The organism is Streptomyces sp. 135 (assembly GCF_020026305.1).
In the GTDB taxonomy this organism is placed as follows: domain Bacteria; phylum Actinomycetota; class Actinomycetes; order Streptomycetales; family Streptomycetaceae; genus Streptomyces.
In genome coordinates this window covers 6,875,072-6,890,444 of record NZ_CP075691.1, presented here as the reverse complement: position 1 = coordinate 6,890,444, position 15,373 = coordinate 6,875,072, and the positions used below count along the sequence as shown (strand labels likewise).

Here is a 15,373-nt window from a genome sequence, read left to right as displayed (position 1 = left end):
GAGGAGCCCGAGTGCACGACGACAGACTGCTGGTGGAAGGCCGCCTGGAGCGGGCGCTGCGCCAGTTCATCCGCCCCGCCCAGTACCCGCACAGGGCGCCGCTCGCCCTCTCCGTCTGGCATGTGCCGGGCATTGGGGCCTCCCCTGCTCGAGCGGAGCCGAGAGCTTGGGGAACCGTGCCCGTCTCGGCCGCCCTGGCGGCCGCCTATGAGCCCTTCGAGACCGGTGCGGAATGGGGAAGTCCCTGGTCGACCAGCTGGTTCCGGCTGCAGGGGCGGGTGCCCGAGGAGTGGCGCGGGCGCCGTGTCGAGGTGGTCGTCGATCCCGGTTTCACGGGGGAAGGGCCGGGGTTCCAGGCGGAGGGCCTGGTGTACGACGCTTCGGGCGTGCCCCTGAAGGGAGTTCACCCTCGCAATCGGCATATTCCGGTGGCCTCCCCCGCCCGGGGTGGCGAGCCGGTGCATCTACTCCTGGAGGCGGCGGCCAACCCTGCCGTTCTGCACGACTTCGTGCCGACGCCCCTGGGCGACGTACTGACCGCGGGTACTACTCCGATCTACCGATTCGCGTCTGCCGATCTCGTCGTACTGGATGAGGACGTCTGGCAGTTGACGCTGGACATCGAGGTCCTGTCCGAGCTGATGGACGAACTGGAGGCGGACCGTCCGCGTCGGCACGAGATCCTCCGGGCGCTGGAGGACATGCTCGACGCGCTGGATCTGCATGACGTGCCGGGCACGGCGGCCGCGGGGCGCGCGGCTCTCGCCGGCGTCCTCGCGAAGCCCGCGCACGCGAGCGCGCACCGCGTATCGGCGGCCGGGCACGCGCACATCGACTCGGCGTGGCTGTGGCCCCTGCGCGAGACGGTGCGCAAGGCGTCACGGACCTTTGCCAATGTGACGGCGCTGGCAAAGGAGTATCCGGAGCTGGTCTTCGCCTGTTCGCAGGCCCAGCAGTACGCCTGGGTGAAGGAGCACCAGCCGCACATCTGGGAGCGCATCAAGGAGGCGGTGGCGGACGGCAATTGGGCGCCCGTGGGCTCGATGTGGGTCGAGTCGGACGCCAATATGCCGGGTGGTGAGGCGCTCGCCCGGCAGATCACGCACGGCATGCGGTTCTTCCGCGAGGAGCTGGGCGTGGAGACGGAGGAGATCTGGCTGCCGGACTCCTTCGGATACACCGCCGCGTTCCCGCAGTTGGCGAAGCTCGCGGGCATCCGGTGGTTCCTGACCCAGAAGCTGAGCTGGAACCAGTCCAACAAGATGCCGCACCACACCTTCTGGTGGGAGGGCATCGACGGGACCCGGGTCTTCACCCACTTCCCGCCCGTGGACACCTACAACTCGCAGTTCCACGGCGCCGAACTCGCCCACGCGGAGCGCAACTTCGCCGACAAGGGCCGGGCTTCGCGCTCCCTGGTGCCGTTCGGCTGGGGTGACGGCGGGGGCGGCCCCACCCGCGAGATGATGGAGCGTGCGCGGCGGCTGCGCTCCCTGGAGGGCTCGCCGCGCGTCGAGATCGAGAAGCCGTCGGCGTTCTTCGCGGCGGCCGAGGAGGAGTACGGCGCGCGGGCCCCGGTCTGGTCGGGCGAGCTGTATCTGGAGCTGCACCGCGCGACGTACACCACCCAGGCCGCCACCAAGCGCGGCAACCGCCGCAGCGAACACGCCCTGCGCGAGGCGGAGTTGTGGTGCACGGCGGCAGCGGTGCGCGACCCGTCGTACGTCTATCCCCACGACACGCTCGACCGCCTGTGGAAGACGGTCCTGCTCCACCAGTTCCACGACATCCTGCCGGGCTCGTCGATCGCGTGGGTGCACCGGGAGGCCCGCGAGACGTACGGACGCGTCCTGGCCGAACTCGACGAGCTGACCTGCGCGGCCGTACGTTCCCTCGGCGCGGGCGGGCCAGCGGTGCTGAACGCCTCGCCGTACGCCCGCGACGAGGTCGTGGACACCGGGGACGGCACGCTGGTGCGCGCCTCGGTGCCCGCGCTCGGCACGCGCGGTCTGGACGGCGCCGGAGCGCCGGGGCCGGGCGCGGTCGCGCACACGACCGGTGACACGATCCTCCTGACCAACGAGCACCTGAGCGTGACCGTCGACGCCGCAGGGCTGCTGACCTCCGTACGGGACCTGGCGGCGGACCGCGAGGTCCTCGCGGCCCCCGGAAATCTCCTCCAGCTGCACCCCGACCACCCCACGCACTACGACGCCTGGGACCTCGACCGGCACTACCGGCACCGGCACACCGACCTCACGGACGCCGAGTCCGTCGAGCTCGTCGAGGACGGGCCGCTGCGGGTCGCGGTGCGGGTGGTGCGCTCCTTCGGGGCGTCGCGGATCACCCAGCAGATCCGGCTCGCGGCGGGCAGCCGGCGCGTCGACGTCGTGACGGACGTCGAGTGGCGGGAGTCGGAGAAGGTCCTCAAGGCCGCCTTCCCGCTGGACGTGCACGCCGAACGGTCCGCCGCCGAGATCCAGTTCGGCCACGTGCACCGGCCCACGCACGCCAATACGAGCTGGGACGCGGCACGTTACGAGATCTGCGCGCACCGCTGGCTGCGGGTGGCCGAGGAGGGCTATGGCGTCGCCCTGCTCAACGACTCCACGTACGGCCACGACGTGACGCGCACGGAACACGGCGGCGCGCTCGGCACCACCGTGCGCCTGACGCTGCTGCGGGCCCCGCACAGCCCGGACCCGGAGACCGACCAGGGCACGCACCGCTTCACGTACGCGCTGCTGCCCGGGTCGAGCACGGGGGACGCGGTGGCGGAGGGGCTCGCGCTCAATCTGCCGCTGCGGGTGACCGCCGCGCCCGTCCTCGCGCCGCTGGTGAGCGTCGACCACCCGGCGGTCACCGTCGAGTCGGTGAAGCTCGCCGACGACCGCAGTGGCGATGTGATCGTACGGCTCTACGAGTCGCGCGGCGGCCGGGCCGCGGCGACGCTCGGCACGTCGTTCCCGGTGGCGCGGGCCGAGGTGACCGACCTCCTGGAACGACCGCTCCGGGAGGCGGACACGGGCGAGGCCGGCCTGGCGCTCGCCCTGCGCCCCTTCCAGATCGTCACGCTGCGGCTGCGGCCCGCCTGAGCGGCGTGGGTGCCGGGGCCGACGGGCCTCACGGCCTCGGCACGTTGCGCAGGTTCGAACGGGCCATCTGGAGCATCCGGCCCACTCCCCCGTCCAGCACGATCTTCCCGGCGGAGAGCGCGAAGCCGGTCACCATGTCGGAGCTGATCTTGGGCGGCATGGAAAGGGCGTTCGGGTCGGTGACGATGTCGACGAGGGCCGGGCCCTTGTGGGCGAAGGCGTCCTTCAGGGCGCCAGCGAGCTGCTTCGGCTTCTCCACGCGGACGCCGTACGCCCCGGCGGCGCGGGCCACGGCGGCGAAGTCGGGGTTGTGGTTGGTCGTGCCGTGGTTCGGCAGCCCGGCGACCATCATCTCCAACTCGACCATGCCGAGGGAGGAGTTGTTGAAGAGGACGACCTTCACCGGCAGGTCGTGCTGGACCAGGGTGAGGAAGTCGCCCATCAGCATCGAGAAGCCGCCGTCGCCCGACATCGAGACGACCTGCCGCTTGCGGTCGGTGAACTGCGCGCCGATCGCCTGCGGCAGGGCGTTCGCCATCGAGCCGTGGCTGAAGGAGCCGATGATGCGGCGCCTGCCGTTGGGGGTGAGATAGCGGGCCGCCCAGACGTTGCACATGCCGGTGTCGACGGTGAACACCGCGTCGTCGTCGGCGACTTCGTCGAGGACGGAGGCGACGTACTCGGGGTGGATCGGGGTGTGCTTCTCGACCTTGCGGGTGTACGCCTTGACGACACCCTCCAGGGCGTCGGCGTGCTTCTTCAGCATCTTGTCGAGGAACTTGCGGTTCGACTTGGGCGAGACGCGGGGCGTGAGGCAACGCAGTGTCTCGCGGACGTCGCCCCAGACCGCGAGGTCCAGCTTCGAGCGGCGGCCGAGGTGCTCGGGGCGCACGTCGACCTGGGCGATCTTGACGTCGTCGGGCAGGAAGGCGTTGTACGGGAAGTCCGTGCCGAGCAGGATCAGCAGGTCGCACTCGTGCGTGGCCTCGTACGCGGCGCCGTAGCCGAGCAGGCCGCTCATGCCGACGTCGAACGGATTGTCGTACTGGATGAACTCCTTGCCCCGCAGCGCGTGGCCGACCGGGGACTTGATCTTCTCGGCGAACTGCATCACCTCGGCGTGCGCGCCCGCCGTGCCGCTGCCGCAGAAGAGCGTGACCTTGCCGGCCTCGTCGATCATCTGTGCGAGCTTCTCGATCTCCGCGTCGCCGGGGCGCACGGAGGGCCGGGAGGTCACCAGGGCGGTCTCTGCGGCCTTCTCCGGGGCGGGCTCGGAGGCGATGTCGCCGGGCAGCGACACGACGCTGACACCCGATCGGCCGACGGCGTTCTGGATGGCGGTCTGCAGCAGGCGGGGCATCTGCTTCGGGCTGGAAATCAGTTCGCAGTAGTGGCTGCACTCCTGGAACAGCCGGTCGGGGTGGGTCTCCTGGAAGAAGTTGAGACCGATCTCGCTGGAGGGGATCTGCGAGGCGAGGGCGAGCACGGGCGCCATGGAGCGGTGCGCGTCGTACAGGCCGTTGATGAGGTGGAGGTTGCCCGGCCCGCAGGAGCCCGCGCAGGCGGCCAGCCTGCCGGTGATCTGGGCCTCGGCGCCGGCCGCGAAGGCGGCGGTCTCCTCGTGCCGTACCTGGACCCAGTCGATGCCCTTCGTCCGGCGGATCGCGTCCACGACCGGGTTGAGGCTGTCGCCGACGACTCCGTACATGCGCTGGACGCCCGCGCGGACGAGGATGTCGACGAACTGCTCGGCGACGTTCTGCTTGGCCATGCTGCACGCACCTCTTCATCCTTGGAACTCTCGGACCCGGTACTCGCTGTGATCGCGTTCAAACGCCGTCGGATCCATGAATTCACAGGTGCGGCGGTCATGCCTCCCAAACGGCGGCGGCCGTGCGGTCGTCCGCGTAGCCCTTCACCCGCACCTGGATGTCCGCGAGGAAGGCCGCGAGTCCCGGCGCGGGGCCCTTCAGCCACCGGTCCGTGAGGTGCTCGGCCAGCGCGGGTTCGCCGCGCAGCGGCTCGGCGAGGCCGCCGCTGCACAGCAGGAGCGTGTCACCCGGCCGGGCGACGGAGGCGCGGAAGCGGAACGGGTCGCGGGGTGGTTCGGGCGCCGGTTCGTAGGGGCTCGGGGGCGTGGTGATGCCGAGGTCCATCGTGAGGTGGTCGCCCTCCGGGGTCCGGGCCGGCGGGGAGCCGAAGCCGACCACGGCGTCGCCGGTGGCCTCGGCGACGCGGGGCTCGATGTCCTGCCAGGCGCCGTCGCGCAGCCGGAAGAGGCCGCCCGCCCCGACGCCGAAGAAGACGCGGGTACGGCACTGGGGGTCGGCGGGCAGGAGGAGGCAGCGCAGGGAGGCGGCGTACTCGTGCGGGGCGAGGCCGAGGTCGGTGGCGCGCGCCCGGAGCTTGCCGAGGCTGCGGTCGGTGAGGCGGTGCAGGCCCGACTTCAGGTCACCGCGCCGGGCGGCCCTGATGTCCTCGGCGAGCCGCTGGTGGCTGCGGCCCACGGCCCGGCCGATCCACGCGCAGGCCTCGGCGGCGGCGCGGTGGGCGCCGGGGGTGGCGCGGGCGCCGGTGGCCATGGCGACGAGCACCAGGGCGTCCTCGCCGACGCCGAAGCGGGCGGTCAGCAGGGAGTCGCGGCGCGGCTCACCGCGGTACCGGGCGGAGTCGCCGCGTACGGAGGCCGCGCGCAGGGTGGCTGTTCCGTACCGCGCCCCGTCGAGCACGGTGTCGGCGACGAGCTCGCCGAGGTCGTCCGGGTCGGCGGCGGGCAGGGCGGTGGGCTCGGCCTCGTAGGTGGGCGGCCCGTCACCGACGTGGCCGGGCACGGCCTTGGGCGTGGCGCCCCCCGAGGCTCCCGACGCCTCACCCGACCCCCCCGCCCCAAAGGTCACCGGCCCACTGGGCCCTCTGGGCGGCTCCCAGGGAGCGGGCCTCAGCGGGGCGCTACGGGCCGCGGCTGGCCGGCGTGGGCTGGGCAGGGCGGCCGCGCCTGGCGCGGCGGAGGAATTGTGGCCCGGTGGAGTCGCCGAGGCCGACCGACCCTCCCCGGCGGGCGGGTCCGGCGTCCCGCCGGGACCGGGACCGGATGAGCCGGCCGCGGCAGGCGACGTTGGCGGCCGGTAGCGGGCCGAGGGACGCGGCGGCTCGGACGACCCAGGTGAGCCGGACGGAGCGGATCGGTAAGCCCGGCGCGGCGAGTCGGCCGCACCGGGCAGGTCGGACGGCGCGGATCGGCCGGCAGGAAACGACAGGCCGGACGGCGCGGATCGGCCGGTCGGGGCCGCCGGGGCGGGCGGGCCGGATGGCGCAGATCGACCGGCCGGGAACACCGAGACGGGCGGGTCGGACGGCCCGGGCGGCGGGGACCCGTCGGCCGGAACCGGCGAGCCGGACGAGCCGACGGACGGCGTGGATCCACCAGCAGGAAACGACGAGCCAGAAGAACCGGACGGGTCGGACGGCGCGGGCCGGCCGGCCGAGGAGGACAAGTCGGACCGGTCAGCCGGGCCGGACGGCGCCGATCGACCGGTCAGGAATGGCGAGCCGGACGAGCCAGACAAGTCAGACGGCGCGGATCGGCCGGTCGGAAACGACGACGCAGATGGATCAGGTGAGCCGGACGGCCCGGGTCGGTCGGTCGGGAATGACGAGACGGACGGGTCGGACGGGCCGGAGGGCGCGGAACGACCGTCCGGGAACGGCGAGCCGGGTGGCGTCGGCCGGCCGGGTGGGGACGGTGGTGTCGGCGGGGGCAATTGGCCTTGGGGGGTGGGGGGAACCGGCGGGGCCGGTGGGCCGGATGTCATCGGTGGGGTGGGCAGGGTTGGCGGTGGGGGGGATGTGGTGTCGGGAGCGGGCTCGGGGGGCGGGGGTGGCCTTTGTCCTCCAGCGGGGACCGCTTCACCGTGTCCGCCGCCGAGGCGAACCTGTCGTCGAGGGTGTCCGGTGCGGGTGTCGGGCCCGTGTCCTGTGCGGCGTCGTCGTACAGCTGCCCCCACCAGTCGTCGTCGCGGCCGGTGCGCCTCTCCCCCTGCTGGCTCATGCCCCTATTTTCCACCGCGGAGGCCGTACGAAAACGGTGCATCCGGAAATTTTGGCCGTCTTGGCGACGAAAGGGGCCGCCGGGCGGGCCCACCCCCCACAGGAGGACCGCCCGGCGGTGTCCATGTGGCCAGCGCACGTCGTAGGCGCGGGCCACGGTCTGTGTGACGGAGCTGCCCTGAGCGTCCGTCAGGCGGGCCTGCGGCCACACCCGTTCACCGGAGGCACCCGCGTGGTCCACGGTCGCGCTCCACTCACCGGCGTGCTCGGCGGTCATCGCCGCCTTCCCTGTGTCGCCCTCGTCGTAGGAGTACGACAACTTCACCTCGGTGAGTGCACCCGGCCTGTAGCCCGCGTGCCCAGTAGCGCCGAGTTCAATCCGCCGGCCGTCACAAGCGGCCGCGGTTGGTGCCGCGGTGGCGTCACCCTGTCATCCGGCAGGGCGATGCGGGGATGATGTCCCGGGGCGGGTTCACGCCGTGGCCGTTTCCCGCCACGGCGCTGTCGGGACGGAGCTTCACGGCGCCGTCGCAACGGGAGCTTCGAGGAGGGACGTCGCCGCATGCTGGCAGCGATAGGTCTGGACGAGACGCACGAGGCGGCGTACCGCGCGCTGGTGTCGGTGGGCGCGGCCGACGTCTCCGATCTCGCCCGCAGGCTCGCCCTGGGGGAGCCGGAGACCGAGCGGGCGCTGCGCCGCCTGGAGCGGCACGGCCTGGCCGCGCAGGCGTCCGGCAGGGCGGGCCGCTGGGTGGCCGCGCCGCCCGGCGTCGCGCTCGGCGCACTGCTCACCCAGCAGCGGCACGAGCTGGAGAAGGCGGAGCTGGCGGCGACCCTGCTCGCCGAGGAGTACCGCGCGCAGGCCGCCGAGCCCGCCGTCCACGACCTCGTCGAGGTGGTCACCGGGGCGGCCGCCGTCTCACAGCGCTTCCTCCAGTTGCAGCTGGGGGCGAGCGCCGAGGTGCGCGCGCTGGTGACCGGCAGCCCCGTCGCGGTCACCGGCATGGAGAACAGTGCCGAGGAGCAGGCCGCAGGCCGTGGCGTCCGCTACCGCGTGGTGGTCGAGCGTGCCGTCCTCGACCTGCCCACCGGCCTGGTGGAGCTGTCGACGGCGATCGGCCGCGACGAGCAGGTACGGGTCGTGGACCGCGTCCCGACCAAGCTCGTCATCGCCGACGGCTCGCTCGCGATGGTGCCGCTCACCTCACGGACCGCCGAGCCCGCCGCCCTCGTCGTGCACGCCAGCGGGCTGCTCGAATCGCTGACGGGGCTCTTCGAGGCGGTCTGGCGGGAAGCGCTGCCGCTGCGCCTCGGCGAGGACCGCGGCACGGTGCGCGAGGACGCCCCCGAGGGCCCGGACGGCACGGATCTGGAGATCCTCTCGCTGCTCCTCGCGGGCCTGACCGACGCGAGCGTCGCCAAACAGCTCGACCTCGGGCTGCGCACGGTGCAGCGCCGGGTGAAGCGGCTGATGGAGCTGACGGGCGTGACGACACGGCTCCAGCTGGGCTGGCACGCGTACGAGCGGGGCTGGGTGGCGCGCCGCTCCCGCGCGCCGCAGGGGCTAATCTGACCTGCGGTTTCGCCGGATCTGCGGCACTCTGGGCAGATGGGAGCGTGGGAACTCCTGCTGGTCGGTGTGGTCATGCTGCTCGGCCTGTGCGGAGTGCTGGTGCCCGGAGTGCCGGGGCCGTGGCTGGTGTGGGCCGCCGTCCTGTGGTGGGCGCTGCAGGATCCGAAGGGGCTGGCCTGGGGTGTCCTCGTCGGCGCGTCCGTCGTCCTGCTCGCGGCGCAGGCCGTGCGCTGGCAGCTGCCGCCCCGCAGACTGCGGCAGAGCGGCGCCACGCGGCGGATGGCCGTCTTCGCCGGCGCCGGGGCGCTGCTGGGCTTCTGCCTGGTGCCGGTGATCGGCGCGGTCCCGGGTTTCATCGGCGGCATCTACACCGGGGAGCGGCTGCGGCTCGGCGGCCACGGCGAAGCGGTGGCGGCCACGCGGACGGCGATGCGGATGGGCGGGACGAGCGTGTTGACCGAGCTGTTCGCGTGCCTGCTGATCCTTGGGGCGTGGCTCGGCGCTGTCTTCTGGGGCTGATGGGCTGCTCTCGGGGAGGACGGCGTGCGAGGCTCGCCGCATGACCGAATTCAGCGAGGCCGAGCGCGCGTATCTGAAGTCCCAGCGGCTGGGGCGGATGGCCACGGTCGACCCGAAGGGACAGCCGCAGGCGAACCCCGTCGGCTTCTTCCCGCAGGACGACGGCACGATCCTGGTCGGCGGTCATGCCCTTGGCACCACCAAGAAGTGGCGCAACCTCCAGGCGAACCCGAAGGTGTCCCTCGTCGTCGACGACATCGTGACCCTGAAGCCCTGGGCGGTGCGGGGCATCGATATCCGGGGCGAGGCCGAACTGCTCACCGGTCCACACGAGTTGGGGCCCGATTTCAGCGAGGAGCTGATCCGGATCCATCCCCGGCGGATCCACAGCTGGGGCCTCGGCGAGGCGTGAGCGCCCGCTCCGCCCGCAGGTGCCACAGGGCGTACGAGCGCCAGGGGCGCCAGGCGTCGCGGACCGGCTCCGGTTCGCCGGGCAGGGCCACGTCGGGGTCGCCGAGGGCCCGGGTCCTGATCAGCGCGGCGGTACGCGCGTCAAGGCCGGGCAGGGCGAGCAGCGCCGCCTCGGAGTCGTCCCGGTCGGCGCCCGCGTCCAGGCGCAGGGCGCCGTCGGCGAGCGCCGTCGCCAGCGTGCCGAGCGGGCCGGGTTCGGCGGCCAGTTCGGCGGGTGTCGGAAAGACGTGGGTGAGCCGCCCGCACGCGGCGTCCAGCGCCTTGCCGTGCCGCTCCACGAGCCGTTGCGCGGCGGCCCTGCCGACGAGGGCCCGCACCGCGAACTCCTCCGGGTCGGCCGTGCCAGGCGAGCGCAGTCCGGGGCGGGCGGCGACCAGCGGGGCGAGGCGGGGGTCGCCGCCGAGCCGCTCGTCCACGGCGTACGGATCGGCGTCCAGGTCGAAGAGGCGGCGCAGGCGCTGCACGGCCGTGGTGAGGTCGCGCAGGTCGGTGAGGTGCAGCCGGGCGTCGAGCCACCCGCCTCGGTGCACGGCCGCGGAGCCCGAGCCGTCCCCCGCCCCCGGTGGCGGGTGCGCCTCCTCGACGGCCACGATGCCCGTGCCGTGGGGCAGCCGGAGCGTACGCCGGTAGGTGCGGGCGCCGCGCTCGCCGGTGACCTCCTCGATGCCGGACACCGCCTCCTGTCCGAGCAGGTCGAAGAGCGGCGCGGCCTGGTAGGGCCCCCGGTGGGCGAGGCGCAGCGGGATGCCGGCGGCGGGTGTGGCGCGGGCGGTGCCGCGCTTGGGGGCGGCGGCGCGCAGGGCGGTCGGCGTGAGCGCGTACACGGCCTTGATCGTGTCGTTGAACTGCCGGACGCTGGCGAACCCGGCGGCGAACGCGATCTCCGTGATCGGCAGGTCCGTGGTCTGGAGCAGTACGCGCGCGGTGTGGGCCCGCTGCGCACGGGCGAGCGCGACGGGGCCCGCGCCCAGTTCGGCGGTGAGCTGGCGCTGCACCTGCCGGGCGCTGTAGCCGAGACGTACGGCGAGTCCGGGCACGCCCTCGCGGTCGACGACGCCGTCGCCGATCATGCGCATGGCGCGGCCCACGACGTCGGCGCGGACGTTCCACTCGGCGGAGCCGGGGACGGCGTCCGGGCGGCAGCGGCGGCAGGCGCGGAAGCCCGAGGTCTGGGCGGCGGCGGCCGTCGTGTAGTAGCGGACGTTCTGCCGTTTGGGGGTGACGGCGGGGCAGCTGGGGCGGCAGTAGATGCCGGTCGTCTCGACGGCGAAGAAGAACTCTCCGTCGAAGCGGGCGTCCCGGCTGCGCACGGCCTCGTACCGGGTCTCCTCATCGATCACGCCTCCATTGTGGAGCCGCGAGGACGCCCCGGCTGGCGGAATTCGGACACGGCGCTGAGGCCGTCGGCGGGGGCGCGGGGAACTGCGCGCTCAGCCACGACCGGCCCGCAGCTCCCCGCACCCTGACCCGCCCGCGCTCAGCGCACGCGCCCCCGCTTGATCTCCATCGCGGCGCGCCCCTCCGCGCCCCGCAGCCGCCACTCGCGCCGCAGCTCCGCGCGGACCCGCGCGTCGGTCTTGGCGACGATGCGCTGGTTCTCGCGGATCAGCTTGCGGTAGCTGTCGAGGCGGCGTTCGGGCAGCGTGCCGTCCTCCGCCGCGGCGAGCACCGCGCAGCCGGGCTCCGCGGTGTGGGCGCAGTCGTGGAAGCGGCAGTTCTCCGCCAGTTCCTCGATCTCGGCGAAGACCTGCCCGACGCCGGTCTCGGCGTCCCACAGGCCGACGCCGCGCAGCCCCGGCGTGTCGATGAGGACGCCGCCCGCGGGCAGCAGCAGGAGGTTGCGGGTCGTCGTGGTGTGACGGCCCTTTCCGTCGATGTCACGGATCGCCCGGACCTCCATGATGTCGGCCCCGGCGAGCGCGTTCGCCAGCGTCGACTTGCCCGCGCCGGACTGGCCGAGGAGCACCGACGTGCCGCCCGAGACGACCGCGGCGAGCACGTCGACGCCCTGCCCGGACGTGGCGCTGACCGCCAGCACCTGCACGCCGGGCGCGGCGGTCTCGACGTCCTGGACGAGGTGCGCGAGCGTGGCGCCGTCCGGCACGAGGTCGGCCTTGGTGAGCACGACGACCGGCTGCCCGCCCGACTCCCAGCCGAGCGCGAGGAACCGCTCGATCCGCCCGAGGTCGAGTTCGGCGGCGAGCGAGACCGCGATGATCGAGTGGTCGACGTTGGACGCGAGGATCTGCCCCTCGGACCGCTTGGACGAGGTGGAGCGTACGAAGGACGTGCGGCGCGGCAGATACGCGCGTACGTAGCGGGGGTCGCCGCCGTCCGGGTCCACGGCGGCCCAGTCGCCGGTGCAGATGACCTTCAGCGGGTCGCGTGGGGTGACGAACTCGGTGTCGGCGCGCACGGTTCCGTCGGCGGTGACGAGGTCGCACTGCCCGCGGTCCACCCGCACGACCCGCCCGGGCAGCAGCCCCTGCGCGGCGTACGGCGCGAACTCGGCCTCCCACTCCGCGTCCCAGCCGTAGGGGGCCAGGGGGTGCGGGGCGGACGAGGACGAACCCAGAAGAGAGGAGGAAGAAAGAGAAGAAGACGGACGAGAGGAGGAAGACAAGGGGGACCCTTCACAGGGTGGCCCCGGCGCACGCGTACGGGGACGCGCGGAGAAGATGTTCGGTCAGCCGGTGGCCACGGAGGTGTACTTGATGAACTTCCGGATACGGGCAGCGCCCGTCGCGACGACAGCCATCGGTCACACCTCCTGGTCCTGCAATGCCGGCACCGGCGGCCGTGGAGCGGCCACCGAGGAACGAGACGCAGCTTAGATCCGGCCCCCCGCGACACGCCATCGATTTATCGGCGCGCCGGCCGCCGCGCCACGAAGACGAACTCCCGGCCCGGCCGGTCAGGGGCGTCGCGCACGTCCTCGACCACGTACCCCTGGGCCGCCAGGTCCGCCTCGATCTCCGCCCGCTCCCGGAAACGCAGCGTCGAGTCCGAGGTGAGCACCTCCCCGTCCGCCGCGAACACCAGGGTCCAGCGGAACGTCACCAAGGGGCCGTCGACTGCGGTCACCTCAAGCCAGCGTTCGAGGGCGCCTGCGCCCGCGACCTCCGTCACCTGGTGCGTGGCCTCGCGGTTCCACTCCTCCCAGGCGCGCTGGGCGGGGTCCCTGGTCTCGAACACCAGGCGTCCGCCCGGCCGCAGCGCCTCGTACGCGCCCCGCAGGGTGCCCTGCCAGTCGGCCGGGTCCGCGATGGCCTGGGCGACGTTCGCCGTCATGGTCGCGAGGTCGACCCGCAGCGGCGGGAGCGCCGTCGCGTCGCCGACGAGCCAACGCACCCGCTCCGCGCCCGGTTTGGCGCGGGCCACGTCGACGGACGCCCCGGCGGGGTCGACGCCGACGACCTCGATCCCGCGCCGGGCGAGGAGCAGCGCGAACACGCCCGTCCCGCAGCCGATGTCCAGTACGCGGCGCGCGCCGAACTCCTCGGCCATGCGCAGGTACGCGTCGAGATCGCTCCGGTCCGGGTCGAGCGGGTCGTACAGCGCGGCGAGCCGCGGGTCTCCGTAGGCGTTGTCGACGTTCACCGGAGCGCTCCCCCGGACCGCGCGGCGCGCCACTCGGGTGCGAGGACCGACCAGATCTCGGTGTCCTGCCGCACGCCCCGGTAGGGGTCGTTCTCCCGCTGTACGCCGTCGAGGCTCATGCCGAGCCGCTTGGCCACGTTGATGCTCGGGCGGTTCTCGGAGGCCACCAGCCACTCCACGCGGTGCATCCCGCGCACCTCGACCGCCCAGTCGACGACGACGCGCACGGCGCGGGTCACCAGGCCGCGGCCCGCGGCGGCCGGTTCCAGCCAGCAGCCCGCCTCACAGGTGCCGGACGCCGTGTCGAAGACCCGGAAGAGGACACCGCCGACGAGACGTCCGTCGAGTCGGATGCCGTACAGGCGGCCGGTGTCGGCGGCGGCCTTGTCGGCGTACACCTGTAGCCAGTCGCGTGCGGCCTTCAGGTCTGCCGTGGTGTCGGGAAGCCCCACGTAGCGGCCGATGAAGTCACGGCCGCGGTCCATGTGGGCGAGGAACTCCTCGGCCTGCCAGGGCTCCAGCGGGCGCAGTTCGGCTCCGTCGCCGAGGGGTATCGCGAACATCCTCTTCGTCCTCCACAGTGGCCGCCACGTGATCCTCCCGGATACTCGCACGCCCAAGAAGCGGGCACGGCGCTCGGAGGGGGCAATTCCGGACAGTTCCGCCGGCGGCGGCGATCTGGCCGGTCTTGGCGTGGACGAGATAGATGCCTGAGGCATCGAATGAGGGAACGGGCATATGCGTGAACGGGCATATGCGCATACGGAAACAGCTGCGCTTGCGAGGTACGTCCATGACGGAGTCGACCAGGTCCGGACCCATCACCACCAGCCCCACCCCCACCCGCATCCCTGACCCAGCCCCCACCAACGTCCACTTCCCTCAGGACCGCTCCTGCCCCTACCACCCGCCCACCGGTTACGCGCCTTTGCGGGAGGCCCGCCCGCTCGCCCGCGTCACCCTCTTCGACGGGCGGCCCGTATGGCTGGTGACGGGGCACGCGGTGGCCCGCGAACTCCTCGCCGACCCACGGCTCTCCACCGACCGCGAGCACGAGGACTTCCCCTCGCCGACCGAACGCTTCGCCCGCGTCCGCAAGCGGGGCGTCGCGCTGCTGGGCGTCGACGACCCGCGCCACAACGTCCAGCGCCGGATGCTGATCCCGAGCTTCTCGGTCAAGCGGATCGCCGCGCTGCGCCCGCGGATCCAGGAGACCGTCGACCGGCTCCTGGACGCCATGGAGGCCGAGGGGCCGCCCGCCGAACTGGTGAGCGCGTTCGCGCTGCCCGTGCCGTCCATGGTGATCTGCGCCCTGCTCGGGGTGCCCTACGCCGACCACGACTTCTTCGAGGAGAGGTCACGGCGGCTGCTGCGCGGCCCGAGGGCCGAGGACACGCAGGCGGCGCGGGACGAACTCGACGCCTACTTCTCCGCGTTGATCGACCGCAAGCGGCGGGAGCCGGGCGACGGGCTCCTCGACGAGCTGATCCACCAGCAGCTCGCGGAGGGCGCGGTGGACCGCGAGGAGCTGGTCAGCCTGGCCACGATCCTGCTCGTCGCGGGGCACGAGACCACGGCGAACATGATCTCCCTCGGTACGTTCACCCTGCTCCAGCACCCCGAGCGGCTGGCCGAACTGAAGGCCGGCTTCGACGCCGACGAGCCCCTGACGCCCGCCGTGGTCGAGGAGTTGCTGCGCTATCTGTCCATCGCGGACGGGCTGTTGCGGCTGGTGAAGGAGGACATCGAGATCGCGGGCAGCACGCTGCGCGCCGGTGACGGCGTCATCTTCTCCACCTCCCTCATCAACCGCGACGACGCGGCCTACGAGTTCCCGGAGGAGCTGGACTGGCACCGCGCGACCCGCCACCACCTCGCCTTCGGCTTCGGCGTCCACCAGTGCCTTGGCCAGAACCTCGCCCGGCTGGAGCTGGAGATCGCCCTGCGGTCCCTCTTCGAGCGCCTGCCGGGGCTGCGTCTCGCGGTGCCCGCCGAGGAGATCCCTTTCAAGCCGGGCGACACGATCCAGGGGATGCTGGAACTCCCCGTCACCTGGTAGGGACAGACC

12 protein-coding genes are annotated in these 15,373 nt (G+C 73.1%); 5 read left to right on the top strand and 7 right to left on the bottom strand.

The window, feature by feature from the left end:
- The first annotated feature begins 11 nt into the window (after nt 1-11).
- Nucleotides 12-3,095, top strand: coding sequence for a glycoside hydrolase family 38 C-terminal domain-containing protein (locus KKZ08_RS30950; protein ID WP_223777565.1), 3,084 nt, complete (start codon nt 12-14; stop codon nt 3,093-3,095).
- Between the two features lie 28 nt (nt 3,096-3,123).
- Here KKZ08_RS30950 and KKZ08_RS30945 read toward each other — a convergent pair whose 3' ends face one another.
- From KKZ08_RS30945 to KKZ08_RS30935, 3 genes are all read right to left on the bottom strand, one after another.
- A complete protein-coding gene (locus KKZ08_RS30945; RefSeq protein ID WP_223777564.1) occupies nt 3,124-4,866 on the bottom strand; it encodes a pyruvate dehydrogenase in 1,743 nt (580 codons plus the stop codon).
- Between the two features lie 97 nt (nt 4,867-4,963).
- Nucleotides 4,964-6,589, bottom strand: coding sequence for a protein phosphatase 2C domain-containing protein (locus tag KKZ08_RS30940; protein ID WP_223777563.1), 1,626 nt, complete (start codon nt 6,587-6,589; stop codon nt 4,964-4,966).
- A 314-nt stretch (nt 6,590-6,903) separates the two neighbouring features.
- Nucleotides 6,904-7,143, bottom strand: a complete 240-nt coding sequence (locus KKZ08_RS30935; protein WP_223777562.1) for a hypothetical protein — start codon at nt 7,141-7,143, stop codon at nt 6,904-6,906.
- A gap of 561 nt (nt 7,144-7,704) precedes the next feature.
- On the opposite strand from KKZ08_RS30935, the gene KKZ08_RS30930 reads away from it, so the two are divergent.
- Genes KKZ08_RS30930 through KKZ08_RS30920 form a run of 3 tightly spaced genes read left to right on the top strand, consistent with a single transcriptional unit; the run spans nt 7,705 to nt 9,646 of the window.
- Entirely contained in the window at nt 7,705-8,715 is a 1,011-nt protein-coding gene (locus KKZ08_RS30930) for a LuxR family transcriptional regulator (protein ID WP_223777561.1), read from the top strand.
- A gap of 36 nt (nt 8,716-8,751) precedes the next feature.
- Nucleotides 8,752-9,234 (top strand): DUF456 domain-containing protein, encoded by a 483-nt coding sequence (locus tag KKZ08_RS30925; RefSeq protein ID WP_223777560.1) that lies wholly within the window; start codon nt 8,752-8,754, stop codon nt 9,232-9,234.
- A 40-nt stretch (nt 9,235-9,274) separates the two neighbouring features.
- The gene (locus KKZ08_RS30920; RefSeq protein ID WP_223777559.1) at nt 9,275-9,646 is read left to right on the top strand and encodes a PPOX class F420-dependent oxidoreductase; all 372 of its coding nucleotides are present in this window, start codon (nt 9,275-9,277) and stop codon (nt 9,644-9,646) included.
- Here the strand turns inward: KKZ08_RS30920 and KKZ08_RS30915 are convergent.
- From KKZ08_RS30915 to KKZ08_RS30900, 4 genes are all read right to left on the bottom strand, one after another.
- Nucleotides 9,582-11,042 carry a DNA-3-methyladenine glycosylase 2 family protein gene (locus tag KKZ08_RS30915; RefSeq protein WP_223779256.1) on the bottom strand — a complete coding sequence of 487 codons (1,461 nt, stop codon included), beginning with the start codon at nt 11,040-11,042 and terminating at the stop codon, nt 9,582-9,584. The two genes, KKZ08_RS30920 and KKZ08_RS30915, sit on opposite strands and share 65 nt — an antisense overlap.
- A gap of 140 nt (nt 11,043-11,182) precedes the next feature.
- Nucleotides 11,183-12,328 carry a ribosome small subunit-dependent GTPase A gene (gene rsgA / locus KKZ08_RS30910; RefSeq protein WP_223777558.1) on the bottom strand — a complete coding sequence of 382 codons (1,146 nt, stop codon included), beginning with the start codon at nt 12,326-12,328 and terminating at the stop codon, nt 11,183-11,185.
- Nucleotides 12,329-12,567: 239 nt separating this feature from the next.
- Nucleotides 12,568-13,305 (bottom strand): class I SAM-dependent methyltransferase, encoded by a 738-nt coding sequence (locus KKZ08_RS30905; RefSeq protein ID WP_223777557.1) that lies wholly within the window; start codon nt 13,303-13,305, stop codon nt 12,568-12,570.
- A complete protein-coding gene (locus KKZ08_RS30900) occupies nt 13,302-13,868 on the bottom strand; it encodes a GNAT family protein (RefSeq protein WP_223777556.1) in 567 nt (188 codons plus the stop codon). Before KKZ08_RS30900 ends, KKZ08_RS30905 begins: the two co-directional genes overlap by 4 nt.
- A 230-nt stretch (nt 13,869-14,098) precedes the next feature.
- Between KKZ08_RS30900 and KKZ08_RS30895 the strand changes: the two genes are divergently transcribed.
- The gene (locus KKZ08_RS30895; protein ID WP_223777555.1) at nt 14,099-15,364 is read left to right on the top strand and encodes a cytochrome P450; all 1,266 of its coding nucleotides are present in this window, start codon (nt 14,099-14,101) and stop codon (nt 15,362-15,364) included.
- Nucleotides 15,365-15,373: the final 9 nt, after the last annotated feature.

Coding starts and splice junctions, on each gene's coding strand:
- KKZ08_RS30895 (WP_223777555.1), top strand. CDS start 14,099: ATGACGGAGTCGACCAGGTCCGGACCCATCACCACCAGCCCCACCCCC.
- KKZ08_RS30920 (WP_223777559.1), top strand. CDS start 9,275: ATGACCGAATTCAGCGAGGCCGAGCGCGCGTATCTGAAGTCCCAGCGG.
- KKZ08_RS30945 (WP_223777564.1), bottom strand. CDS start 4,866: ATGGCCAAGCAGAACGTCGCCGAGCAGTTCGTCGACATCCTCGTCCGC.
- KKZ08_RS30925 (WP_223777560.1), top strand. CDS start 8,752: ATGGGAGCGTGGGAACTCCTGCTGGTCGGTGTGGTCATGCTGCTCGGC.
- KKZ08_RS30935 (WP_223777562.1), bottom strand. CDS start 7,143: ATGAGCCAGCAGGGGGAGAGGCGCACCGGCCGCGACGACGACTGGTGG.
- KKZ08_RS30930 (WP_223777561.1), top strand. CDS start 7,705: ATGCTGGCAGCGATAGGTCTGGACGAGACGCACGAGGCGGCGTACCGC.
- KKZ08_RS30900 (WP_223777556.1), bottom strand. CDS start 13,868: ATGTTCGCGATACCCCTCGGCGACGGAGCCGAACTGCGCCCGCTGGAG.